The organism is Providencia sp. UF-224 (assembly GCF_058245955.1).
Window position 1 is genome coordinate 98,867 of the sequence record NZ_JBSICC010000007.1, and the last position, 20,970, is coordinate 119,836.

Here is a 20,970-nt window from a genome sequence, read left to right on the forward strand (position 1 = left end):
CAAAAGTTTATAAACATTCCTGATAGATAGTAGGCGCTTTATTTTGACCTACTGGTATATAACGGGAAAAAACAACCATCCGTTACGGTCGCAGTTTATACATCTATTGGACTCAAAAAGCAAAAGCAAAATGCCGAAATTGCGATAAAATTTTGGCCGCTATTCATGAGAGCGGCTCAACATGCAAAAAAAGCTCATCGATGTACTGTTATTCATGCTGAATGATTTTTAAGTGAAGAACAGCCAGATAAAATAAACTGCCTTTTCCTCGGTGATTCAAAGCGATTTCGCTTAGTTTATGGTGTGTTATTAGGGGTTTTGCCTAGTGGGCGATAGTGAATTTGTGCCTCTATTCATTTTTTGTATAAATACAGGTAGAAATTTTTACTGCATGGGACTAAAATAGCCGTCTAGATGTTAAAACATCCAACTATAAATTCTGCGAATTCTTAAGGTATTAATCTCATGGCTACACATCTCTTTACTTCTGAGTCTGTATCAGAAGGGCATCCAGACAAAATTGCGGATCAAATCTCTGACGCAGTACTTGATGCTATTCTCGAACAAGACCCAAAAGCTCGCGTTGCCTGCGAAACCTACGTCAAAACAGGTATGGTAATGGTCGGGGGAGAAATCACCACCAGTGCTTGGGTTGATATTGAAGAAATCACACGCAAAACCGTTCGTGAAATTGGTTACACCAGTTCAGATATGGGCTTTGATGCCAATTCATGTGCTGTTTTAAGCGCAATTGGTAAGCAATCTCCTGATATCAATCAAGGTGTTGACCGTACAGATCCATCAGAACAAGGTGCGGGCGACCAAGGTCTGATGTTTGGCTATGCAACCAACGAAACTGACGTGCTGATGCCAGCACCGATTACTTATGCACACCGCTTAGTTCAGCGCCAAGCAGAAGTACGTAAAAATGGTACACTGCCATGGCTGCGTCCAGACGCGAAAAGCCAAGTCACCTTTAAATACGATAACAACAAAATTGTGGGTATCGATGCCGTTGTTTTATCGACCCAACATTCTGAAGATATCCAGCAAAAAGACCTGCATGAAGCGGTGATGGAAGAAATCATCAAACCCGTTCTGCCAGCTGAATGGTTATCAAAAGAAACCAAATACTTTATTAACCCAACAGGCCGTTTTGTGATCGGTGGGCCAATGGGTGACTGCGGCTTAACAGGTCGTAAAATTATCGTTGATACCTACGGCGGCATGGCTCGTCATGGTGGCGGTGCGTTTTCAGGTAAAGATCCATCAAAAGTTGACCGTTCTGCGGCTTATGCAGCGCGTTATGTGGCAAAAAATATTGTTGCTGCGGGCCTTGCTGATCGTTGTGAAATCCAAGTGTCTTACGCAATTGGTGTTGCTGAGCCAACCTCCATTATGGTGGAAACCTTTGGTACCGCAAAAGTTGACGAATCTCTGCTGATCCAACTCGTGCGTGAGTTCTTTGACTTACGTCCTTATGGTTTGATCAACATGCTTGACTTGCTACACCCTATTTATCAGCAAACTGCGTCTTACGGCCACTTTGGTCGTCCACAATTTCCGTGGGAAAAAACAGACAAAGCAGACGCTTTACGCGAAGCCGCTGGTCTGTAATCGCACTAAAAAATATGACACAAAAAAACCCATCATCATGATGGGTTTTTTATTGCTTGAAACCTAAATCCTATTAAATGACTTAGGATTTTTGGCTAAATTGGTAAACTGACATCCCTGCAATCATTGCCAGCGCAAAAATAATGCCTTGCGTGATCCCCAACCCTGTCAATAACAATGCAGGCCCTGGGCAAATCCCTGCTAACCCCCAGCCAAGGCCAAATAGCACGCTCCCTGTTACCAATTTCTTGTCTATTTTTTGATTGGTTGGGATTTGTAACGGGCAATTTAACACGCTCACACGGCGCTTTTTCACCCACGCATAAGACATTCCGCTGATGACCATTGCAACGGCCATCGTCACCAGTAACGAAGGATCCCAATTTCCTGTGATATCAAGGAAAGCTAAAATTTTGGCAGGATTTCCCATCCCTGCAAGCACTAGCCCTAAGCCAAACAAGACGCCCGAAATTAACGCAATCAGAATTGGCATCGGTTTATCCCCCTAACCCAAAGTGATTAGAAATTGCAACGGTCACAAAAGCGACAACCATAAAAATCAACACAGCGACAATTGAGCGACGGGAAAAACGTGCCATCCCACAAATACCGTGCCCACTTGTACACCCGCTTCCTAAACGTGTCCCAAACCCGACTAACAAACCTGCAATTATCAAAACAGGCGTACTTGCAGCAATGTTCACTTCAGGGGTATAAGCAACCCACATAAATAAAAGTGGTGAAATGATAATGCCCAAAATAAAGGCGACCTTCCATGCGATATCCCCTTTCGCAGGTTTTAAAATCCCCCCTAAAATACCGCTAATTCCAGCAATTCGGCCGTTAAAAATCAGTAAAATCGCCGCAGCGACACCAATTAATACCCCACCGATTGCAGCCGAAACAGGTGTAAAGTTGACCCAATCAATACTCATCTTATTTCTCCTTCACAGGGCAATAAAGTTGATATAACGTATTGAGCAACGTAAATAATTTTTCATCCGCAATCGCATAATAAATACGTTTGCCCTCACGGCGAGTTTTAACCAACCCATCATTACGCAGTACAGTCAGTTGCTGAGACAATGTCGGTTGCTGAATACCAAGCTGTTGTTCCAAATCACTGACGCAAGCCTCCCCTTGTGTCAATTGGCACAATAAAATCAGCCTATCAGGGTTACCCAATGTTTTTAATAATGAAGCCGTTTGTGATGCCGCCTGTTTCATAGCTGAAAGCTGTTGTTCCGATGCGATATTATTCATATAGTCACTTATACCCAATAATATTATATATAAATACAATATATTATTTAATATAATAACTGTCAATTTTTACTTGTTTGTGAACATCTGCATCGCGTATTCTTAACGAATGAAAACTATTCGAGTCCCCATTTTCCTACAACAGCACGTTATGCGAGTTCTACGCGAAAAACTTGCCCTTGCAGAGCAAAAGCTGGAACAAACATTTCCAGAACCTACTGTTAACTATAAACAACGCGGTACCACAGCAGGTAGTGCTTACCTGAAAGAGTGGGAAATTCGCATCAACGCAACATTACTGATTGAAAATACAGAAAGCTTTGTCGATGAAGTCGTCCCTCATGAACTTGCACATTTGCTGGTTTATCGAGTGTTTGGCCGTAAAGGGATAGCGCCTCACGGAAAAGAGTGGAAATGGATGATGCAGCATGTATTGCAGGTTGATGCAAAACGTACACACAACTTTGCCGTTGCAACGGTAAAAAGCAAAACATTTGCCTACCACTGTGCTTGCCAAACTGTGCATCAATTAACTATTCGTCGCCACAATAAAGTGGTACGAGGGGAAAACCAATATTTGTGTCGTCAATGTGGGGAGATTTTAAAACAAGAAGAAAAAATTGGCGCTGCGGCAGAAAACTAATTTTCCTGCCGCATCAAGTTTGAGGTGTGCGCTTAAGCAAACTCCGTCATCACTAATTTAGCGATTTCAAAGTAAATAATTAAGCCTGTTCCATCAATAAAGGTTGCGATAAATGGTGCGGACACTACCGCTGGGTCAACTTTTAATTTCTTCAATACCATTGGGATAATTGAAGAAACAATCGCACTCCACATTGTGATAGCAACGATCGTTAAACTCACCACGATAGTCACTTCGTGGCCAACACCTAAAATCCAAGCACGGATTAGGGCTGCACCACCAATGGTAATTGCAACTAAAAACGAGGTTGAAACCTCTTTCTTCAGAACAGTACCAAGATTACGCAAACTCACCTCACCCAATGCCATTGCACGAACGAGTGTAGAGGTGATCTGTGTGCCACTGTTGCCCCCTGTTCCAATTAATAATGGAATAAAGAAAGCCAGTGAAATTGCGGCTTCAAGTTGTTCTTCAAATGCTTTTAGTACTGTTCCTGTGTATGCTTCCGCCACAAACAACATTAATAACCAAACCACACGCTTACGCCATAATGTGACTGGACTTGTCGTTAAGTAAGGTTCATCAAGAGGTGTGGTTGCGCCTTGTAACTGCGCATCAAGTGTATTCTCATCTTCAATCAGTTCTGCGATATCTTGCGGACGCAAAACTCCCATTAGCTTGCCAAATTGCACCACTGGGATCATATCTAACCCACTATGGTTAATCAGGTCATAAACATCATGACGAGATTGTTCAGGCGCAACTGAAAAATAATTGTGACGCATAATATCTGACACAAATAAGTCTTCAGGTGATGCTAATAATGATTTAACTGAAAGAATGCCATTTAAATAATTGTCGTTATCGACAACAAATAAATAGGTGGGGATTTGCTCGCCCTCTAGGTGCTCAATAAGGTTTTGTTTTACACAAGCAATTGAATCTGCGACAGAAACTGGCAGATATGATTGACTCATATATGCGCTGACTGTGGCGTCATCGATTTTTGGTTGTTGTGTATTGTTGCCTTTGAGGCGTGCGTCTTTCATCGCGGATTGAGCAATTGCAACTGCTCCCGCTTTGTTCTGGGTAGTGAATGTCATTTTTTAGTCCCTAGCTACTGTTGGTTACTCAAACAGTACTCACATAGGGGCGAAACCAGATGAGAGAATGCGAAAGCTATCTCTTCGTCTCGGTTTTAGCACTATACAACGTATCCTGTTTTTAACAGGAAGTTACATGGGGATATACCTTCGGTCGATATATCCTGTCCTAATCTTGGGCGTCTCTCGACGTCGTCAGATCAGTAACCTATGTTTGTATAGGAGCCTCGCCTAACGAGATACTGCACTTTGGATGCGGCGCGAATTATACCCATTGAGAAATTAATTGCCACCCTTATTCTAGGGTTTTTTACGCATAGGAAACTTACCGTTTAGGTTTTGTTTAAGTTAATATTTAATATAAATTCACAAGGTAACAAAATGTAACTTTAAATACATTCTGTTACTTTTTTATTAATGATTGAGATAAAAACATTTATTAATTAATAATCATGCAAAAAATTAAAAGTGCATTTAATATAATCGTTAAAAATTTTTATATTACACAGGAAAAATACTTACCAATTCTCAATCCTATAGCCTATTTTAGTTTTCCAAGTTGAATTTACCTCATTTAATATATTACACACTCAAATAGCGAGTAAGATAAATCACTCATGCCATTATGTCCTACGATTTATTCTTTTATTAAAAACGAAAAAATCACACTTTAAGATATGGAAATTTACTTAGGCCGACATTTAACTCTACAAAATAACATGTAGCAATTTTTTTTAATTTATATAAATGATTTTTTATTTTAATTCAGAGTTAAATATCAACAGATTTATCTTAGAATAAATCAGAATTAATTAACCGTGAAAGTTTTATTATGGATAAAGTAATTGTAGGAATGTTAACGAGCTTAACATTTCGTGTAAATGATGAAATTAAGATCGCGGCAATTTCCGCTTTGGGTGATTTTAAGGCAACGATTGAATATAATGATGCCATTATAAGGATCATAGACTTATGCCAAGATCCTAATAAGGAAGTTGCTGTTTCTGCGATTAATACATTGAGTAAGCTATCGGTGTATTTTATCCAACCACCACTATTAGAACACTAACCCCTACCCTTATTAAGAGTAGAACAAGTTAACAAATTCTTTTTTAGATAACATACTGTCCCATTAATTAAAATATGAGACAGTACATTGTGTCTAAATAGTTTTAGGCGATTTCAGTGTCACCTTGTAATTGGCAACTGCACGCTAAAACGTACCCTTCGGCAATTTCAGCCGCGGTCAATGTCATTGTGCTTGTTGTTGTATAATTACCTGATAGTACTTTTGTTTTACAACTTCCACAAACCCCCGCACGGCATGCTGCAATAACAGGCTGCTTATTTTGTTCTAACGCGGATAATAACGAAATCCCCACAGGTACTTTAAAGTCCGCTAAACGTTGGCGAATTTTTAACGTCAGAACATCTTCGCTATCAACCACTTCTGGTTCAGTAGAAAAGCGCTCCATAAAGAAATGTTCGGCAGGTACACCCAAATTAGCCGCAAATTGCTGGGCATTTTTCATATAAGGAACCGGCCCACAAGTCATTACCACCCGTGAGGCAATATCAGGAACTAAAGCATACAGTTTTTCTTCATTTAAACGGCCTTGAGCTAACTCACCATTATCTGGCGTTTCTGCCATAATGCATAACTGTAAGCGGTCAGGATAAGCACGTGTCAGTTGTTGCCACTCCTGCGCAAAAATCACTTGCTTGTCATCTCGCACATTAAATAAGACTTTTACATGCGTTTCAGGACGATTAGCCATCAACCAGCGAGTCATCGACATAATTGGTGTCACGCCACAACCCGCAGCAAGCATCAGATACTGCTGGCTTTTGACATTCGCACAAGTAAATTCCCCTTGCGCTTCAGACAACCAGAGGTAATCCCCCGGTTTTACTGAACGAGTTAACCAGTTAGAACCCGCGCCATCCTCTAAACGCCTAACGGTAATTGAAATATAACGGCTTTGACCTGGCGATGATGAGAGTGTATAAGCCCGCATGACATCATCACTATTCTTAATGCTAACCAATGCATATTGGCCTGGTGAATACATATAAAAATCGTGATTAATTAAGTTGATCGTCCAAACATCCGATGTTTCTTGGACAATCGAATGAATTTGCATTCTGTTTGGACATAAACTGCTTGGCATTGTCATCGCACGACTCCTTTAAAGGGGCTTGCGCCCCCTATTCTCATATCAGTATTTAAGGCTTGTTATATTGTCTGGCTAATTATGCAGGTAAGATTTCAGCCAAATCTTGCTCAACTGTCGTAATGCTGCGCATTCCAAACTTCTCATTTAATACATTGAGTAAGTTTTCAGTTAAGAAACCTGGTGCACTTGGGCCGGTGTAAATATTTTTCACGCCGAGCGCCAGAAGTGTGAGTAAAATCACGATGGCTTTTTGCTCAAACCACGACAAAATTAAGCTCAATGGTAAATCATTGATACCACAACCCAGTTTTTCAGATAAATTCACAGCAAGCATAATCGCTGAGTAGGCATCGTTGCACTGACCCACATCAAGTAAGCGAGGTAAGCCTTCGAGCGTGCCAAAATCTAATTTATTGAAGCGGTATTTACCGCAAGCCAGCGTTAAAATCAGGCAATCTTCAGGTACTGCACGTGCAAAATCGGTGTAATAACTTCTTTCATCACGGCTGCCATCACATCCCCCAACAAGGAATACGTGGCGTAATTTTTTCTGTGAGACTAAATCGATGACTGCATCGGCTGCACTTAACAGGGTTTGGCGACCAAAACCTACGGTGATTTTGTGTTCGATTTCGGTGTATGGGAAGCCCGCTAATGATTGTGCTTGTGCGATCATTTCAGCAAAATCATCACCTTCAAGGTGTTTTGCGCCCGGCCAACCAACAATGCTACGTGTCCAAATGCGGTCTTTATAATCACCCACATCTGGGTCAATAATACAGTTTGAAGTCATCAACACAGGGCCTGGGAACTTCGCAAATTCTACTTGCTGATTTTGCCAGCCGCTACCGTAGTTACCCACTAAATGAGCGTATTTTCTCAGTTCTGGGTAGCCATGAGCAGGTAACATTTCACCGTGGGTATAGATATTAATTCCTGTCCCTTCAGTTTGCTCTAACAGCATTTTTAAGTCTTTCAGGTCGTGACCTGAAATTAAAATACATTTCCCTGCAACAGGACGAACATTAACTTCCGTTGGCGTTGGGTGACCAAATTCCCCTGTTTCACCTGCATCTAAAATTTCCATGATTTTGAAGTTCATCAAACCAATTGCCATGGAATTATCGAGCAGTTCATTCATATCTGCTGGTAATGTACCAAGCCAAGCCATAATTTCATGATATTGGCCATAAACATCATTATCATACTGACCTAATACATGTGCGTGCTCCATATACGCTGCCGCACCTTTTAAGCCATATAAGCAAAGCATGCGTAGGCCATGAATATCTTCACCCACTTGGGCTTTGTCGATATCTAATGCAAATTTTGCGGCTTGTGCTTGCAATGTTGGAATATCAGTCCCGTCTAATTGCAAATTAATCAGTGGGTGATTGAATGCAACTGCGCTATTTACTGATTGGCAGTGTTTGATGAGTTTGTCGCGTAAATAAATCGCTTCACGTGCATAACCGATAATACGGTCTGAATCGAAGTTCACGTTAGTTAACGTGGAGAAAAATGCGCGGGGAGCAAAGCTATCGATATCATGATCGATAACGCCTAGAGTACGTGCCGTAGCCGCACTCGCCGATAAGCTTTGCAATACAGCAACTAATAAATCTTGTAGGTCAGACGTTTCAGCTGTTTTACCGCACATACCCTGCGCGTATGCACAGCCATTTCCAGCTGGAGTTCTAATTGTTTGTTCACATTGCACACAGTACATGTTGTTCGCCTCTTAAAGTTGCATTTTAAATACAACATTAAGATTACGCTCTTTATTAGAATAAAAAAGAGGCATTTTGAAGTTATCTAACCATTTATTGATCTACATTAATATTCAATGTTAATGAGAACTATTCACATCAATAAAAGTATGCTAAATAAACAAACCCTCCTTTTTCCTGTATTATTTTTGTTCCCTATCGCCGAAATCGATGAAAAAATCATTTCTTATGATGGTTTTCGAGTAAGCCTTGATATACTGAATATAAGTGATTGTTATTTGGTCGTAATTAGAGAGTCAAATAAAGATGATACAGGCAACCTCATCCCCAAAATCTACTCCCTCTTCAGCTAAGGGGCTATTCTCACGAATAAAAAGCTCAGATAAAACGCCATTAAAGATCCTCTTACTGTCTGCCATTATTGGTGCATTTGTAGGGTTAGTTGGCTCTTTATTTGAAATGGGTACAACCTGGGTCAGTAATTCACGTGTTCAATCGGTGGGTGAACTGGTCAGCAATAAATGGCTGGTTGTGATCGCTATGTTTTTTATTTCTGCCATTTTGGCGATGATTGGCTATTACCTTGTAAAACGCTTTTCTCCAGAATCTGGAGGGTCAGGGATCCCTGAAATTGAAGGCGCTTTACAAGATTTGCGCCCTGTTAGATGGTGGCGAGTGATCCCCGTAAAATTTATTGGTGGACTTGGGACATTAGGCTCAGGAATGGTTTTAGGCCGTGAAGGCCCAACAGTACAATTGGGTGCCAATATTAGCCAAATGTTCTATGACCTTTTTCGCCTAAAAGATAATGAATCCCGCCATACATTATTAGCATCGGGAGCAGCGGCGGGTTTAGCGACCGCATTTAATGCCCCACTTGCGGGGATATTATTTATTATCGAAGAGATGCGCCCGCAATTTAAATACAGTTTAATCTCTATTAAAGCGGTATTTATTGGTGTCGTCACCGCAACAATAGTCTACCGCTTAATCAACGGTGAAGCCGCAGTACTCAATATTGGGCAATTCTCCGCAGCGCCGATGAATACCCTGTGGCTATACCTTGTATTAGGTATGTTGTTTGGTGTTATCGGGATTTGCTTTAACCGCTTTTTGCTATTTCTACAAAGTCAGTTTCAACGTTTTTACCAAAACAAACTTTCACGTTTTGTCCTTATGGGTGGGTTAATTGGCGGCCTTTGCGGGGCAATTGGCGTTTATATGCCTGAAATTGTGGGCGGCGGTTATGCCGTGATCCACCAGATGGTCGCAGGCAGCTTTACTGTCACTTTCTTATTGCTATTTTTTGCACTGCGTTTTCTAACTTCAACCATTAGTTTTAGCTCAGGGGCACCCGGCGGGATCTTTTCACCGCTATTGGCTTTAGGGACCTTATTTGGCGGGATTTTTGGTTACAGTGCATTAGCCATTTTCCCTGAATACCAAATTGAGGTAGGGACATTTGCTATCGCAGGAATGGGCGCGTTATTTGCCGCTACCGTCAGAGCGCCTCTTACAGGGATCGTCTTAGTATTGGAAATGACCAATAATTACCAGTTAATCTTACCAATGATTATCACCTGTATCGGAGCCACCATGATGGCACAATTCTTAGGTGGTCGACCATTATATTCCGTGCTGCTAGAAAGAACCTTAGCGCGTAGTGATAAAGAAAAAGCCGCTGAAGCTTAATTTTTCGTATAAAAAAGGGGCTTTGGTTAGCCCCTTTCTCTTAATCATCGTTTATTTCTTTTTGGCAATTAATGTCGCAAAGTTTAATTTGATGCGATTACCTTGCGCATCTGTGCGGTGCAAATGGCCTGGGTTTTCGTTGTATTTTAAGATTTCCCAATCTTGGTAATAGCCTTCTAACTCACCAGGTCTCAAGAAACACTTAAATGGCACTAAATCCATTGGTGCGTCTGGTGTTTCAACCGCACAAACAATGACGTTTATCCCGCCCGATAATGTATGTTCTTGCATGTTTCTTACCACATCGGTAATTTTTTCCCGCTGTAAGAACATTAATACTACGGTGGAAATGATTAAATCGTAATCGCCTTGAATTTGATGGCTATTGATGTCATAAACCGCGGTGTTGATATTTTCAATACCCGCTTGTTTTTTTACAAAATCAATCGCCTGAATATGTTGCGGATTGATATCAACTGAAGTGACATCATACCCTTGTAAAGCGAGGTAGAAGCTATTGCGGCCACGTCCTGAACCAAGATCCAATGTTTTACATGGCTTAGAAAGGTTATTTTCACACAGATAACGCACTTCTGAATGTGGAGTCGTCAAACCGTATTCTTTAAAAAATTTAAGCTCAGGCTTGCACATAAATGAAAGCTGGCACTGCATGTCATCACTACACGCCGCAATTCGGTGCCAAACTTGCGGTTCTATTATTGGTGGCTGGTTGTTTACATCAAACGTAAAATGTTGCTCGCTACCATCATCATTAAAAATAATGAAATCCAAAGACCCTTGCAGCACCTTCAATTGCGCATAAGAATCTTCTTTTGTGTTATGACGTTCTTGGAACATTAACGGAAGAGACGCTTTATCCCAGACAGGCATGGTCTTGTAACACACTAGCTCGTTCATATCATCACCAATAAGTTGCATTTTAAATGCATCTTATCCTGTTCGTTTATTATCTGCAAAGTATTCATCAATAAATTACTGAGGCTTTGATGCATATCAACCTACAGCAATTGCCACAGGTTGATACAGCAAAATTGGGCACTAATAGCCTAATTGTTTTGCACTAAGCCCTAAGAATTCAAATGGTTTTGCCACCACGTAGTTATTGGTGGCATCCCCTGAATAGATATGACTTTGTTCTTCACCCAAATCCAACTTTTTCACTTTCCCAGTTTCAGCCGAAAAATCAATTTTCGCTAAATCCGTCCAAAAGATATTTGGCGTGAGCGCTGATTCAAAAAAGTATAATTGACGCTTATGGTCCACCAATGTGCGCCAGCGAGTTGAAGAGATTTCTGGAGAAGATTCAGAGCTTAAACCATAAGGCACAGAGACATTACGGATCACCCCAAACACACTCGCAACCGCTTTATTTGCCGTGGTGTTTTGTGGAATGGCATTGACATAAAACTGCGCACGAGCAAACCTATCCGCCGAACGGTTTGTCCCCGGCAACATGACGGTGCCACCAATACCTTGCCAATATTCCTGCATTGCCAATTGTTTTTCATAGGTTGGCGAGTTGGTCATTACTTGGTATTTACGGCTATGATGGATAACCTGTTTACCATCGATATACTCAATAATTGCACTGTCACCGCTGGCATCTGAAATAGACAAATGCAAGGTGGCTAAACGGTCTTGACCGGGAACATTATCAGTAACCACCAGCAATGGATTTTTTTCAAGATCTTCAACCGCTTCGGCAACAGTCGCATAGTTATCTAAAACATACTGTGCCCATAATGAAATTGATAACGCCGGTTGTTTATCATTTACTTGCGGATATTTTGACTCTGCTAGCCAAAGTAGGTTGGCAACCAATCCTTCTTCATTAACCCCATCAGTGGTCGAAATATCGTACCCAGACGCAATCACACTGCCATATTTTGATTTCCATTTCACTGAATTCGGCCCAGCAACACCATCTCGCGTCATACCACGCGGAAAAATCCAAAGATTCGTGCCGATATCATATTTCCAGTCCATGGTTCGCCCTGTCATGATTTGCTCATTTTCCCCCAAATACACAACACGGGTACAAGCTTGGCTAACCACGGCTGGCAAAGAAATTGCCGCTAGGGTAATGAGCGTCACAATACTTTTTTGAACGAACTTCATGCCACCTCCAAGAGAGATAAAACTAACAGATTGATATAGTAAGCATACTACATAAATTGAAATAATGAGTTTTGTACAGATAAAGTATAAAAAATGGCAGGAGATGTGAATAAAATAAATGTAATAATTGATAATACGTAGTAATAGCACCCCTCTCAGGGTGCCATTTTTTTATCACTAAATTAGTTATTTACCGATGAAAATAAAGAGCGTAATAAGGCCGCTTTTTTCCCATTGTCAGGGATCGCAAGAATTTCATCATAAAAACTAATCGATACTTGGCATGCTAATGCAGGGGATTTTTTACCTGCACTCAAATTCCCAAGAATTGCTGCATCTGCACCATATTTAGCGCTTAGGCCAGAGGCTAATTGTGCCAGTGTTTCTGTATATTCTGTCGGTGACATCAATGCTTGAGTTTTACCCGCTTCACTGGAAATCAATAACTCATTAGTGGCTTGAATTTGTTTTAATAATACCGCTTGGCTTTTTTTCGGAGGGATGATTTCAGCCGTTTCTCTTAAATGTGGAAACAGTGAGTAAAAACAGGTTTTTCCCGTTGGGTCTTCTTCTAATAACACTTTAAGGTAATCATTGACCTTACTGGTAAAATTAATCACTGCATCATCAGATGCATATTCCATGCGCTCAACAACGAGCTTCATCACACCACCAACAACTTGGTCGAATAGCTGGCGACGAATATCTTCATTTTCGGGATCATACTGCGTGATTAAGTGTTCAAAACTTTGGTAGGTTTCAGGGCTAATTTTTTTCACGGTTGCAATAATCGGCAGCTCTTTTTCAGCTTGCGCTAATGCTTCCGAATGGATAGCGGTATTGTTCTCAGTCGATAACACATTGTTATCTTTGCTTAACCAGTAAAAACCGACTGCAAATGCAATAAAAATGATGCTAACAATCAATGCGGTTTTACGTGAACTATTTGTATTCAAAGTCGCCCTGCCTTTTCTTATTCAAACGAATTACGATGCTAACTTTCACGCTATTAGGTTATCTTTTCATCACATCCAATCACTCACTGACAAAAAGTCACTTAAGTAATTATAGTGTGCATTACGATAACATTCTGAATTAACCTGAAAAAAGTGATATTGACTATTTTAGCCTGTATCAATGCGGGCTCGCTATAGGAATAAGGGAAATTGCAAGGTAAAGGTGAGGGAATTTGCCACAAAAAATCAATTCATTATTTTATAATAAAAAACACCCTCGAGGTTTATCTCCCCGAGGGTGTTTGAATAAAACTATTTAGTCTGAACGCCTTCAACTGAAATTAACAGTTGAGCTTCTTGGGATTTAGGGCCCAAATCAGACTTGATGTTAAACTCTTTCAGTTTGATGTTACCTTGCGCTTCGAAACCTGCACGGTAACCACCCCATGGGTCTTTACCTTCACCCATAAGTTTTGCATCTAATGTGATTGGTTTCGTTACACCATTTAAGGTGAAATCACCGGTAATTTTGTAAGTTTCGCCGTCTTTTTTCACTTCCGTTGAAACGAATTTCGCTTCTGGGAATTTAGAGGCATTTAAAAAGTCTGCGCTACGTAAGTGCTTATCACGCTCAGCGTGGTTAGTGTCGATGCTGCCTGTTTTAATCGTCACTTCAACTTTATCTTTTGCTGGGTCTTTTGCATCATAAGTAAAGTTACCATCAAAATCTTTAAAGCTACCGTATACCCAGCTATAACCTAAGTGCTGAATACGGAATTCGATGAAAGCGTGTTGGCCTTGCTTATCAAATTGGTAAGTTTCAGCAAGTGCAGAACCTGCCGTTAAAAATAGTGCACCAGAAGCCAGACCAAGAACCGTTTTCTTCAACATAATTATCTCCACGTTACTTATCGGGGTTAAAACCCAACATTCTTTTTAATGTAATATCACGATCAAAAATGTGATGTTTAAATGCGGCAAACGCATGTAAAACTGACAATAAAACTACCGCCCAAGCAAGGTACAAGTGAATTTCACCTGCGGTATCGGCTTGTGTTGCAGCGCCAGTAAATAAAGCGGGAACCTCAAACCAACCAAATACACTGATTGGTTGTCCATCAGCGGTCGAAATTAAATAACCGCTAATCAAAATACTGAATAAAATAATATAAATCAGAATTTGAACAGTAATAGAACTGACTTTCGTTAATTTACTGTAGCTTGATAATGGCTTTGGTGGTGGTGAAATAAATCGCCAAATCACACGAAATGCCATAACAATAAATAATAATATTCCTATACTTTTATGAATTTCTGGTGCTTGGTGGTACCAACTATCATAATAGCCCAGAGTCACCATCCATAAACCTAAGGCAAACATTCCATATACGACAATCGCGACTAACCAGTGAATGAGCAGCGAAATGTGCCCATAACGGGTTGTATTATTTTTCCATTGCATGATAAAAAACCAGTTAGAGATGAAGGTGATATTTAATTAACTAAGCCGTAATAATCATAAGGTGAAATTAATTTTATTCCTATCCCAAAGTTAAACAAATATTTTGTTGAAGATATTCAAATACGATCACCATTATAAAAAATAGTTTATTATTCTATTTTGTCTATATTAAATAATAAAATTTGAATAAAGTTTTTTCCAGTTTTGTAAATCACTGTGTCCGGTTATTTTTTAATAGCACCATTCATTCTATCTTATTCCTATTCGTTATATTTTTTTTTGCGATAAAAAACATTTGTAGACCCTCCATCTTCCTTTTACATTGGTATCATCCCTTTCCCACCCTTTTTCTTTGATGAGCAGGTTTGCCTATGTATACGCTTTGGATTGCTAACAAAAATTACTCTTCTTGGTCATTACGCCCTTGGGTTTTATTAAAAGCACTGCAAATTCCTTTTGAAGAAAATATCTGTTTTTTTGAAAATGGTAAAAGTAGCCATGATAAATTTAGCCGTTTTTCACCAACGGGGTTAGTCCCTTGTTTAGTAGACGGAAAGCAAACCGTTTGGGATTCTTTAGCGATTTGTGAATATGTGGCAGAAGAGTATCCGCAAGTGTGGCCAACAGACCGTGCAGCGAGGGCTTGGGCACGTAGCGCCAGCGCTGAAATGCACTCAGGTTTCACCACCTTACGTCAACAATGCCCAATGGATGTTTCTCGCAATGCCCCGTTAAACGAAATCTCTCGTGAGTTGCAGGCTAACCTCGACCGAATTTCACAGCTATGGCAAGAAGGGCTGGAAAAATTTGGCGGCCCTTGGCTGGCAGGGAATGAATTTACCGCAGTGGATGCGTTTTATGCCCCTGTCGCATTTCGTATCCACAGTTACCAGTTGCCAGTCAATGTCGCGGCACAACAATGGGTTGCCCGCATACTAAGTTTGCCTGCGATGCAAGAATGGCGACAAGCTGGTATTCAAGAACCCCATATTTCTCATTAAAAAAATAGCGCAGAGTCTTTTCCCTCTGCGCTATTTTCAACCCGTTATTGCTCGGTAAAAAATCACCTGTACGAACATCAAAATTAATTATTAAACAATGCGTTCAACAAGCAAACGAAACCCGTACATTTTTACGACAGTGGCCCTTTAAAGCGATTCATCCCACGGATCTGCTGTCATCACATCCCCTTGTGGTGTATGCAATGTGACCTGATCGTTTTTAAACCACTCAGCTAATGAAAAACCGCCTTTCGGCGTTTCCACATGAATATCAATGGGGCAATAAGGTGTATTAGCTTTGATGGCAAATTCAGCAAAATCTTCTTTTTGATGGCGCGTTGGGCAACGCAGCACCACATCGAGGTCGCAATCAGATAGCATGCTTTGAATATCTGTTGCCAGTGTATAAGCGCAGCTCCCCGCCACGCCCCATATCCACGGCCATTTGGTTTGTGAAATCAACCATAAAACCTGTACAGGTGGCAATGCAATAAACATCGACCGTTGCAATTCAACGGAGTCAGCCACCAATGACTCAACATTCATGATGTGAGTGATTGCTGATTTTTTAATTTGAGTCGTAACGCGTTGATGTGGCTTGATACCCCGTATTGCGACTGTCACCTTACCGTCTTCAGCCTTGTCACGGTACACCGTCAGTGGCAGTTTGCTATTCCACTGTACGCCAACCCATTCGGGGAGTGATTCTATCTCGACGTCTTCATTACTGCCGACCCAAACAAAATCATGAGGATTGATTATTTGCATTTTTTTACCTTTATGATTGTTACGACTGCTCTTCGCCTATTATGCCTTTTTTACTCTATAAAAACAGAAGTTACCTCCACTTTGCTTGTGCAATAACATTTATTCCCAATCAGACAAAATACACATTCCCCCTTGTAATCCCGTGATGCTTATTATTTAATTACCTTATTAATTAATAAGTTAAAATCGGTTTATGAGTATCATATTATGAGAACATTTCCGGCTATTCACGATGGGATTATCTTTACCAGTTGCATGTTTTTCAGTGCGGCAGCAGCTTTTGCCATTTTAGATGCGCAAGCTGCCATGTGGGCGGCCTTCTCAACCTTATATTCCTTTAATTTATTCAATGCGGCGAAAGAGTATAAAAATTATGCTTACACCGCGTTTTGTTTACTGATGATCTTAGTGGCGATTTTCATCGGTGATACCCTGCGTCTGGGTATTCCTTTTTATATTTACCTCGCCATCTTCTCGTTTATTTATTATCAATTGTACGGCACCGATCCCGCCATGGATTTAACCATGAAATTTATGATTATCATGTCAACAATTGGGACGATTTTACCGGACATCTCTAAAAGCTTAGCGTTGGGTTTTATTATTGGCAGTACTGTGACACTGATTACCTATTATGTGCTTAGCCATAAAATGACACGCCACAGTGTGATCACCAGCGCCTTGGTTGAACGCAATTTATTTACTCTGCGTAAAAATATTATCCCTCGGTCAATGACCTATGCATTGGGATTATTGCTCGCACTTGCTATTCCACGCTTTATCGACCTTGGGCATTTTTATTGGACACTGCTGACCTTTGTATTTGTTTTACATCCCAAATCACAAAGCATTATTAAGATTACCTTGCAGAGAGTCTTAGGTAGCCTGATTTCTGTTTTATTACTCTATTTTTTATTTAATACCCCACTCATGCCGTATATCGGGTTAATTGCGATGGTGGTTTTTGCATTTTTAATGCCAATGAGTTTCCATCACGGATATACGTTTATGACTTTTGTTGTAACGAGTTTAATACTCTCCGTGCTTGAACAAGTGGTGTATTGGCGGCACCCAACTTATGAATTACTGTTCGATCGTGTATTAGAAACGGCATTGGGCGGTGTAATTGCCATTGTGACGAGTATTATTTTGAAGTTGTTCCGCGAGGGAAACACACCTGAGCAAACCGTGGAAAAAAGCTAATTTCCCACGGCGGCCTCATTTACCAAGGTAGAGGGGCTTTCTCATTATTCGCGTGTTCCCCGTAATATAAAGACGGTAAGAAACGCGATAGATAGGTAAATTCGTTATAACAATGGCGCATTAACTCAAGGCCGATATTGTCAGGTAATTCATTCACTGGGTCTGTTAATGAAGCGCCCAGTAAAAAACGACTCCGCAAAACACAACCAAATTCAGTATCTCGCGTAATGTGCATCATTTTACCATCAATAGGGTAGCCTTCGGCATCCATCAAGACATGGTCCCCAAAGCCAATTGAAGCGCAGACAGCCCCTGAGATTGATTGGTTTTCAATCGCTTGTTTCAATGCGTTTGAATCAAAAAAGTCACTGGCTTCGCGAAATTTTAATTTAGCCGCAACAGGTGGAATTTCTCCCAATGATTCAACTGCATGAATTGATGCGCCAATGTAGCTCTCCCCTTTTTTCCATTTGTCATCCCAGCCATGGTGGGCAACATGGTCATGGGGGTGCCACCAGCGGATGTGCTGAGTCGTTTCAAAAAACGTAAACCACCACTCCAACATTCGGCCCTTACAACCGTGTAAATCTGTTCGAACAGCAACAGTGAGTAACCCATTTTCATCCCTTTCAATCCCCATCTCTAACCGTAATGGTGCGGGTAACAGTAAGTCATTCACATTTTCAACGGCCCAAGCTGTATTCGTTTTCATTTTTCACCTCAATTAGGAAACTTTATTTGTTTCCTAATTATATTTGAGCTAAAATACGCCTAAGTCAAGTACAAAAAAATAGAGCGCCATTTATGCAAAAAAATGAACCAAGCAAATCAACACGCGGTAGACCCAGTGTTCCTGAGGCTGAATTAAAAGAAAAAATTATTCAGGCCACTGCACAATCGCTCCTTGAGGAAGGTTACTTATCCACCACCATTGATACAGTGGCAAAACGCGCAGGGGTGGCGAAAAAGACTATTTACCGCTTTGTGGATAACCGCGAAACGTTAATTGAAATGGTGATTTTGAGTTGGACCGACAGCTTTGTTCCTCTGTTTGAGCAAGAAGCACAATCAACTGATAACTTTTTTGCCTTACTCACTCAAAACATCAATGCAATTGCACAAAAAGTTTTGTCTTATGAAGCTGTTGGGCTCTTTCGTTTATTGCAAACCGATTTCAAGCAAAAACACATTTTGCTCGATAAATACCAAAAAAGTGGCATTGAACGTAGCCGCCAACTGTTGGGACAGTGGTTAGTTCGTCATGAGAAAAAGCAGCTTATTAAACAAGCAGATTTTATGGTACTCAGCGATTTAATCTTATCCATGGCCATTGCTGAGCCATTGCGGCAAATTTCCCTAGGGCTCTCCCCTGCGGGGTTAACACCCACACTCGAAGCAAGAACGGAACATGTCGTTGCCCTTTGCAAACACGTCTTGCACCCATAAAACTGGCGAATGATGTCAAGAAAACGCACTAAGTACATTCCGCGGAAGATAAATCTGCCCTATACTTTAATGAGATGATATTTACAAAATCAATCAAACAACAGTGTGTCACACACTAGGGGTTCCGTATGAAAATATCGATCATTGGTGCGACCGGTTTTGTGGGAAAAGCATTAGTTGCAGAAGCGCTGCGCCGCCATCACCAAGTGACTGCCATTTCTCGCCATAGCAACACCCTGCCACAACATGCTCATTTGATAACAGAATCTGGGGATATTACCGATGTGGCGTGGCTAACATCTCGCCTGAAAGGCCAAGATGTGGTGATCAGTGCGTTTAACGGCGGCTGGCAAAATCCGAACTTATACCAAGACACAGTCACAGGGAATAACGCTATTTTGCAAGCGGTACAAAAAGCCTCGGTAAAACGCTTTATTGTGGTCGGTGGCGCGGGTAGTTTAAAAATTGCCCCTAATATGGATTTAATTGATTCGCCTGATTTCCCAGCCGAAATCAAACCCGGCGCACAGGCAATGCGTGAGTTTAAAAACCAGTTGCAAACTATCGATACCCTTGACTGGACTTATGTGTCCCCCGCTGCCATGTTAGAACCCGGTGAACGCACAGAAACGTTCCGTTTGGGTGGCACCGAATTATTGATGAATGGCAATGTGCCTGCGAAAATTTCTGTGGAAGATTTTGCCGTTGCTATCCTTGATGAAGTCAATAATGCCCAATTCGTTCGCCAACAATTCACAGCGGCTTATTAATGACATATAAAAAAGCCGGTAAATAATTTACCGGCAAAATAGATAACAGATTTGGTGCTTTTAACTTTATTCACGACTACAGGTGACTACAGGTAACAACTTACTGCGCTTTGTGCTTGGCGGCATACACGTCACTATTGACCCAATTATGGTCTTTTTCCCATGTAAATAACCACTTACGTGTTGGTCCTGCCATCACATTCAAATAGTAGTTATCGTAGCCTGCCATCGTTGCCATTGGGTGATACCCTTTTGGCACCATAACCACATCTTTGTTATACACCGCCATACATTCGTCTAATTCACGGTCGTCAGTGTAAACACGCTGCATACAGAAACCTTGGGATGGGTTCAAACGGTGATAATAGGTTTCTTCTAAATAGGTTTCATTCGGTTCATTATCGGTATCATGTTTATGACTTGGGTATGAACTGGTGCATCCCTCATCCGTAAACACTTCCACCACTAACAAACTGTCTGCGGCTTTATCATCAGGCAAAATATTGTGGACATAACGTTTGTTATAACCATGACCACGTTGTTCTGCACCAATATCATTAGGGCCAATTAAACGGGTTGGGTAAGTACCTTTGCCTTTCGCACTGCACACGGCAAGCTCTAAAGCCGTTTCAGCTTTAACTTCTGCAAATTCTTGCGCCGTCACATACACCGCATACGGTTTTTTACGCTCAAATGGATCCATGCGATCGCCAATATTTTCAAACGTTTGATCTGGCGTTTTGATCGTCGCCTTACCTGCCACTAAGACTAAACACATTTCATTTTCAGACGCAGGTAAAGAAATGGATTCTCCTTGTTTCAGTTCATACACATCAAAGTGTACATATCCCCAGTTGGCAATCTGTGGCGTGATATGCTGAGTACGCTTATGTGCATCTGGAGCATGATATTTCGACAGTAATTTTGACATAACTTTCCTCTAGCTTTTTTCAGGTTGTGACCGTTGTTCACAACCTATTTTATTAACTTTTAGCGCATA

Annotated in this window: 22 protein-coding genes and 1 riboswitch; of the genes, 8 read left to right on the forward strand and 14 right to left on the reverse strand. The window is 41.0% G+C overall.

Annotation, left to right across the window (positions count from 1 at the left end; all coding sequences use genetic code 11):
- The first annotated feature begins 465 nt into the window (after positions 1 to 465).
- Positions 466 to 1,617: a methionine adenosyltransferase gene (metK, locus tag AC4IFO_RS09125; RefSeq protein ID WP_490733660.1), complete on the forward strand. Its 1,152-nt coding sequence runs from the start codon at positions 466 to 468 to the stop codon at positions 1,615 to 1,617.
- Positions 1,618 to 1,699: 82 nt separating this feature from the next.
- Here the strand turns inward: metK and AC4IFO_RS09130 are convergent, their stop codons facing one another.
- The 3 genes from AC4IFO_RS09130 to AC4IFO_RS09140 are packed head-to-tail and all read right to left on the reverse strand — an operon-like array spanning position 1,700 to position 2,880.
- Complete coding sequence (locus AC4IFO_RS09130; RefSeq protein ID WP_490733662.1) at positions 1,700 to 2,110, reverse strand: DUF6691 family protein; 411 nt, start codon at positions 2,108 to 2,110, stop codon at positions 1,700 to 1,702.
- A gap of 4 nt (positions 2,111 to 2,114) precedes the next feature.
- Positions 2,115 to 2,552 (reverse strand): YeeE/YedE family protein, encoded by a 438-nt coding sequence (locus AC4IFO_RS09135; protein WP_490733664.1) that lies wholly within the window; start codon positions 2,550 to 2,552, stop codon positions 2,115 to 2,117.
- Between the two features lies 1 nt (position 2,553).
- Entirely contained in the window at positions 2,554 to 2,880 is a 327-nt protein-coding gene (locus tag AC4IFO_RS09140) for an ArsR/SmtB family transcription factor (RefSeq protein ID WP_490733666.1), read from the reverse strand.
- Positions 2,881 to 2,989: 109 nt separating this feature from the next.
- Here AC4IFO_RS09140 and AC4IFO_RS09145 point away from each other — a divergent pair, with 109 nt between their 5' ends.
- The gene (locus AC4IFO_RS09145) at positions 2,990 to 3,523 is read left to right on the forward strand and encodes a SprT family zinc-dependent metalloprotease (protein WP_490733668.1); all 534 of its coding nucleotides are present in this window, start codon (positions 2,990 to 2,992) and stop codon (positions 3,521 to 3,523) included.
- A gap of 32 nt (positions 3,524 to 3,555) precedes the next feature.
- Here AC4IFO_RS09145 and AC4IFO_RS09150 read toward each other — a convergent pair whose 3' ends face one another.
- Positions 3,556 to 4,626, reverse strand: coding sequence for a magnesium transporter (locus AC4IFO_RS09150; RefSeq protein ID WP_490733670.1), 1,071 nt, complete (start codon positions 4,624 to 4,626; stop codon positions 3,556 to 3,558).
- A 73-nt stretch (positions 4,627 to 4,699) separates the two neighbouring features.
- A riboswitch (M-box (ykoK) riboswitch) is annotated at positions 4,700 to 4,872 on the reverse strand.
- A gap of 586 nt (positions 4,873 to 5,458) precedes the next feature.
- On the opposite strand from AC4IFO_RS09150, the gene AC4IFO_RS09155 reads away from it, so the two are divergent.
- Positions 5,459 to 5,695 carry a HEAT repeat domain-containing protein gene (locus AC4IFO_RS09155; RefSeq protein ID WP_490733672.1) on the forward strand — a complete coding sequence of 79 codons (237 nt, stop codon included), beginning with the start codon at positions 5,459 to 5,461 and terminating at the stop codon, positions 5,693 to 5,695.
- Between the two features lie 103 nt (positions 5,696 to 5,798).
- On the opposite strand, the gene hcr is transcribed toward AC4IFO_RS09155, so the two are convergent.
- Together hcr and hcp are read right to left on the reverse strand one after the other, a co-directional pair.
- Positions 5,799 to 6,803 carry an NADH oxidoreductase gene (gene hcr, locus AC4IFO_RS09160; protein WP_490733674.1) on the reverse strand — a complete coding sequence of 335 codons (1,005 nt, stop codon included), beginning with the start codon at positions 6,801 to 6,803 and terminating at the stop codon, positions 5,799 to 5,801.
- A gap of 76 nt (positions 6,804 to 6,879) precedes the next feature.
- Positions 6,880 to 8,532, reverse strand: a complete 1,653-nt coding sequence (hcp, locus tag AC4IFO_RS09165; RefSeq protein ID WP_490733676.1) for a hydroxylamine reductase — start codon at positions 8,530 to 8,532, stop codon at positions 6,880 to 6,882.
- A 307-nt stretch (positions 8,533 to 8,839) separates the two neighbouring features.
- Here hcp and clcA point away from each other — a divergent pair, with 307 nt between their 5' ends.
- A complete protein-coding gene (gene clcA, locus AC4IFO_RS09170) occupies positions 8,840 to 10,225 on the forward strand; it encodes a H(+)/Cl(-) exchange transporter ClcA (RefSeq protein WP_490733678.1) in 1,386 nt (461 codons plus the stop codon).
- Between the two features lie 51 nt (positions 10,226 to 10,276).
- Here clcA and tehB read toward each other — a convergent pair whose 3' ends face one another.
- The 5 genes from tehB to AC4IFO_RS09195 all read right to left on the reverse strand — a co-directional run bounded on the left by tehB (position 10,277) and on the right by AC4IFO_RS09195 (position 14,782).
- A complete protein-coding gene (gene tehB / locus AC4IFO_RS09175; RefSeq protein WP_490733680.1) occupies positions 10,277 to 11,164 on the reverse strand; it encodes an SAM-dependent methyltransferase TehB in 888 nt (295 codons plus the stop codon).
- A 120-nt stretch (positions 11,165 to 11,284) separates the two neighbouring features.
- Entirely contained in the window at positions 11,285 to 12,364 is a 1,080-nt protein-coding gene (locus AC4IFO_RS09180) for a linear amide C-N hydrolase (RefSeq protein ID WP_490733682.1), read from the reverse strand.
- A 182-nt stretch (positions 12,365 to 12,546) separates the two neighbouring features.
- Positions 12,547 to 13,320, reverse strand: coding sequence for a topoisomerase IV (locus AC4IFO_RS09185; RefSeq protein WP_490733684.1), 774 nt, complete (start codon positions 13,318 to 13,320; stop codon positions 12,547 to 12,549).
- A 312-nt stretch (positions 13,321 to 13,632) separates the two neighbouring features.
- Positions 13,633 to 14,211, reverse strand: a complete 579-nt coding sequence (locus AC4IFO_RS09190; RefSeq protein WP_490733686.1) for a YceI family protein — start codon at positions 14,209 to 14,211, stop codon at positions 13,633 to 13,635.
- 13 nt (positions 14,212 to 14,224) lie between these two features.
- Positions 14,225 to 14,782: a cytochrome b gene (locus tag AC4IFO_RS09195; protein ID WP_219246442.1), complete on the reverse strand. Its 558-nt coding sequence runs from the start codon at positions 14,780 to 14,782 to the stop codon at positions 14,225 to 14,227.
- A 371-nt stretch (positions 14,783 to 15,153) separates the two neighbouring features.
- Between AC4IFO_RS09195 and AC4IFO_RS09200 the strand changes: the two genes are divergently transcribed.
- Positions 15,154 to 15,783, forward strand: a complete 630-nt coding sequence (locus tag AC4IFO_RS09200; RefSeq protein WP_490733689.1) for a glutathione S-transferase family protein — start codon at positions 15,154 to 15,156, stop codon at positions 15,781 to 15,783.
- A 147-nt stretch (positions 15,784 to 15,930) separates the two neighbouring features.
- On the opposite strand, the gene AC4IFO_RS09205 is transcribed toward AC4IFO_RS09200, so the two are convergent.
- Positions 15,931 to 16,551 carry a malonate decarboxylase holo-ACP synthase gene (locus AC4IFO_RS09205; RefSeq protein WP_490733691.1) on the reverse strand — a complete coding sequence of 207 codons (621 nt, stop codon included), beginning with the start codon at positions 16,549 to 16,551 and terminating at the stop codon, positions 15,931 to 15,933.
- A gap of 207 nt (positions 16,552 to 16,758) precedes the next feature.
- On the opposite strand from AC4IFO_RS09205, the gene AC4IFO_RS09210 reads away from it, so the two are divergent.
- A complete protein-coding gene (locus tag AC4IFO_RS09210) occupies positions 16,759 to 17,754 on the forward strand; it encodes an FUSC family protein (RefSeq protein ID WP_490733693.1) in 996 nt (331 codons plus the stop codon).
- Positions 17,755 to 17,773: 19 nt separating this feature from the next.
- Here the strand turns inward: AC4IFO_RS09210 and AC4IFO_RS09215 are convergent, their stop codons facing one another.
- The gene (locus AC4IFO_RS09215) at positions 17,774 to 18,466 is read right to left on the reverse strand and encodes a DAPG hydrolase family protein (protein ID WP_490733695.1); all 693 of its coding nucleotides are present in this window, start codon (positions 18,464 to 18,466) and stop codon (positions 17,774 to 17,776) included.
- 92 nt (positions 18,467 to 18,558) lie between these two features.
- Here AC4IFO_RS09215 and AC4IFO_RS09220 point away from each other — a divergent pair, with 92 nt between their 5' ends.
- Positions 18,559 to 19,200 (forward strand): TetR/AcrR family transcriptional regulator, encoded by a 642-nt coding sequence (locus tag AC4IFO_RS09220; protein ID WP_490733697.1) that lies wholly within the window; start codon positions 18,559 to 18,561, stop codon positions 19,198 to 19,200.
- A gap of 128 nt (positions 19,201 to 19,328) precedes the next feature.
- A complete protein-coding gene (locus AC4IFO_RS09225) occupies positions 19,329 to 19,970 on the forward strand; it encodes an NAD(P)-dependent oxidoreductase (protein ID WP_490733699.1) in 642 nt (213 codons plus the stop codon).
- A gap of 100 nt (positions 19,971 to 20,070) precedes the next feature.
- Here the strand turns inward: AC4IFO_RS09225 and iolB are convergent, their stop codons facing one another.
- The gene (gene iolB, locus AC4IFO_RS09230; RefSeq protein ID WP_490733701.1) at positions 20,071 to 20,901 is read right to left on the reverse strand and encodes a 5-deoxy-glucuronate isomerase; all 831 of its coding nucleotides are present in this window, start codon (positions 20,899 to 20,901) and stop codon (positions 20,071 to 20,073) included.
- Positions 20,902 to 20,970 lie beyond the last annotated feature (69 nt).

What these genes read in the sequence shown, in the direction of transcription:
- metK (WP_490733660.1), top strand. Translation starts at nt 466, where the DNA reads ATGGCTACACATCTCTTTACTTCTGAGTCTGTATCAGAAGGGCATCCA.
- AC4IFO_RS09130 (WP_490733662.1), bottom strand. Translation starts at nt 2,110, where the DNA reads ATGCCAATTCTGATTGCGTTAATTTCGGGCGTCTTGTTTGGCTTAGGG.
- AC4IFO_RS09135 (WP_490733664.1), bottom strand. Translation starts at nt 2,552, where the DNA reads ATGAGTATTGATTGGGTCAACTTTACACCTGTTTCGGCTGCAATCGGT.
- AC4IFO_RS09140 (WP_490733666.1), bottom strand. Translation starts at nt 2,880, where the DNA reads ATGAATAATATCGCATCGGAACAACAGCTTTCAGCTATGAAACAGGCG.
- AC4IFO_RS09145 (WP_490733668.1), top strand. Translation starts at nt 2,990, where the DNA reads ATGAAAACTATTCGAGTCCCCATTTTCCTACAACAGCACGTTATGCGA.
- AC4IFO_RS09150 (WP_490733670.1), bottom strand. Translation starts at nt 4,626, where the DNA reads ATGACATTCACTACCCAGAACAAAGCGGGAGCAGTTGCAATTGCTCAA.
- AC4IFO_RS09155 (WP_490733672.1), top strand. Translation starts at nt 5,459, where the DNA reads ATGGATAAAGTAATTGTAGGAATGTTAACGAGCTTAACATTTCGTGTA.
- hcr (WP_490733674.1), bottom strand. Translation starts at nt 6,803, where the DNA reads ATGACAATGCCAAGCAGTTTATGTCCAAACAGAATGCAAATTCATTCG.
- hcp (WP_490733676.1), bottom strand. Translation starts at nt 8,532, where the DNA reads ATGTACTGTGTGCAATGTGAACAAACAATTAGAACTCCAGCTGGAAAT.
- clcA (WP_490733678.1), top strand. Translation starts at nt 8,840, where the DNA reads ATGATACAGGCAACCTCATCCCCAAAATCTACTCCCTCTTCAGCTAAG.
- tehB (WP_490733680.1), bottom strand. Translation starts at nt 11,164, where the DNA reads ATGCAACTTATTGGTGATGATATGAACGAGCTAGTGTGTTACAAGACC.
- AC4IFO_RS09180 (WP_490733682.1), bottom strand. Translation starts at nt 12,364, where the DNA reads ATGAAGTTCGTTCAAAAAAGTATTGTGACGCTCATTACCCTAGCGGCA.
- AC4IFO_RS09190 (WP_490733686.1), bottom strand. Translation starts at nt 14,211, where the DNA reads ATGTTGAAGAAAACGGTTCTTGGTCTGGCTTCTGGTGCACTATTTTTA.
- AC4IFO_RS09195 (WP_219246442.1), bottom strand. Translation starts at nt 14,782, where the DNA reads ATGCAATGGAAAAATAATACAACCCGTTATGGGCACATTTCGCTGCTC.
- AC4IFO_RS09200 (WP_490733689.1), top strand. Translation starts at nt 15,154, where the DNA reads ATGTATACGCTTTGGATTGCTAACAAAAATTACTCTTCTTGGTCATTA.
- AC4IFO_RS09205 (WP_490733691.1), bottom strand. Translation starts at nt 16,551, where the DNA reads ATGCAAATAATCAATCCTCATGATTTTGTTTGGGTCGGCAGTAATGAA.
- AC4IFO_RS09210 (WP_490733693.1), top strand. Translation starts at nt 16,759, where the DNA reads ATGAGAACATTTCCGGCTATTCACGATGGGATTATCTTTACCAGTTGC.
- AC4IFO_RS09215 (WP_490733695.1), bottom strand. Translation starts at nt 18,466, where the DNA reads ATGAAAACGAATACAGCTTGGGCCGTTGAAAATGTGAATGACTTACTG.
- AC4IFO_RS09220 (WP_490733697.1), top strand. Translation starts at nt 18,559, where the DNA reads ATGCAAAAAAATGAACCAAGCAAATCAACACGCGGTAGACCCAGTGTT.
- AC4IFO_RS09225 (WP_490733699.1), top strand. Translation starts at nt 19,329, where the DNA reads ATGAAAATATCGATCATTGGTGCGACCGGTTTTGTGGGAAAAGCATTA.
- iolB (WP_490733701.1), bottom strand. Translation starts at nt 20,901, where the DNA reads ATGTCAAAATTACTGTCGAAATATCATGCTCCAGATGCACATAAGCGT.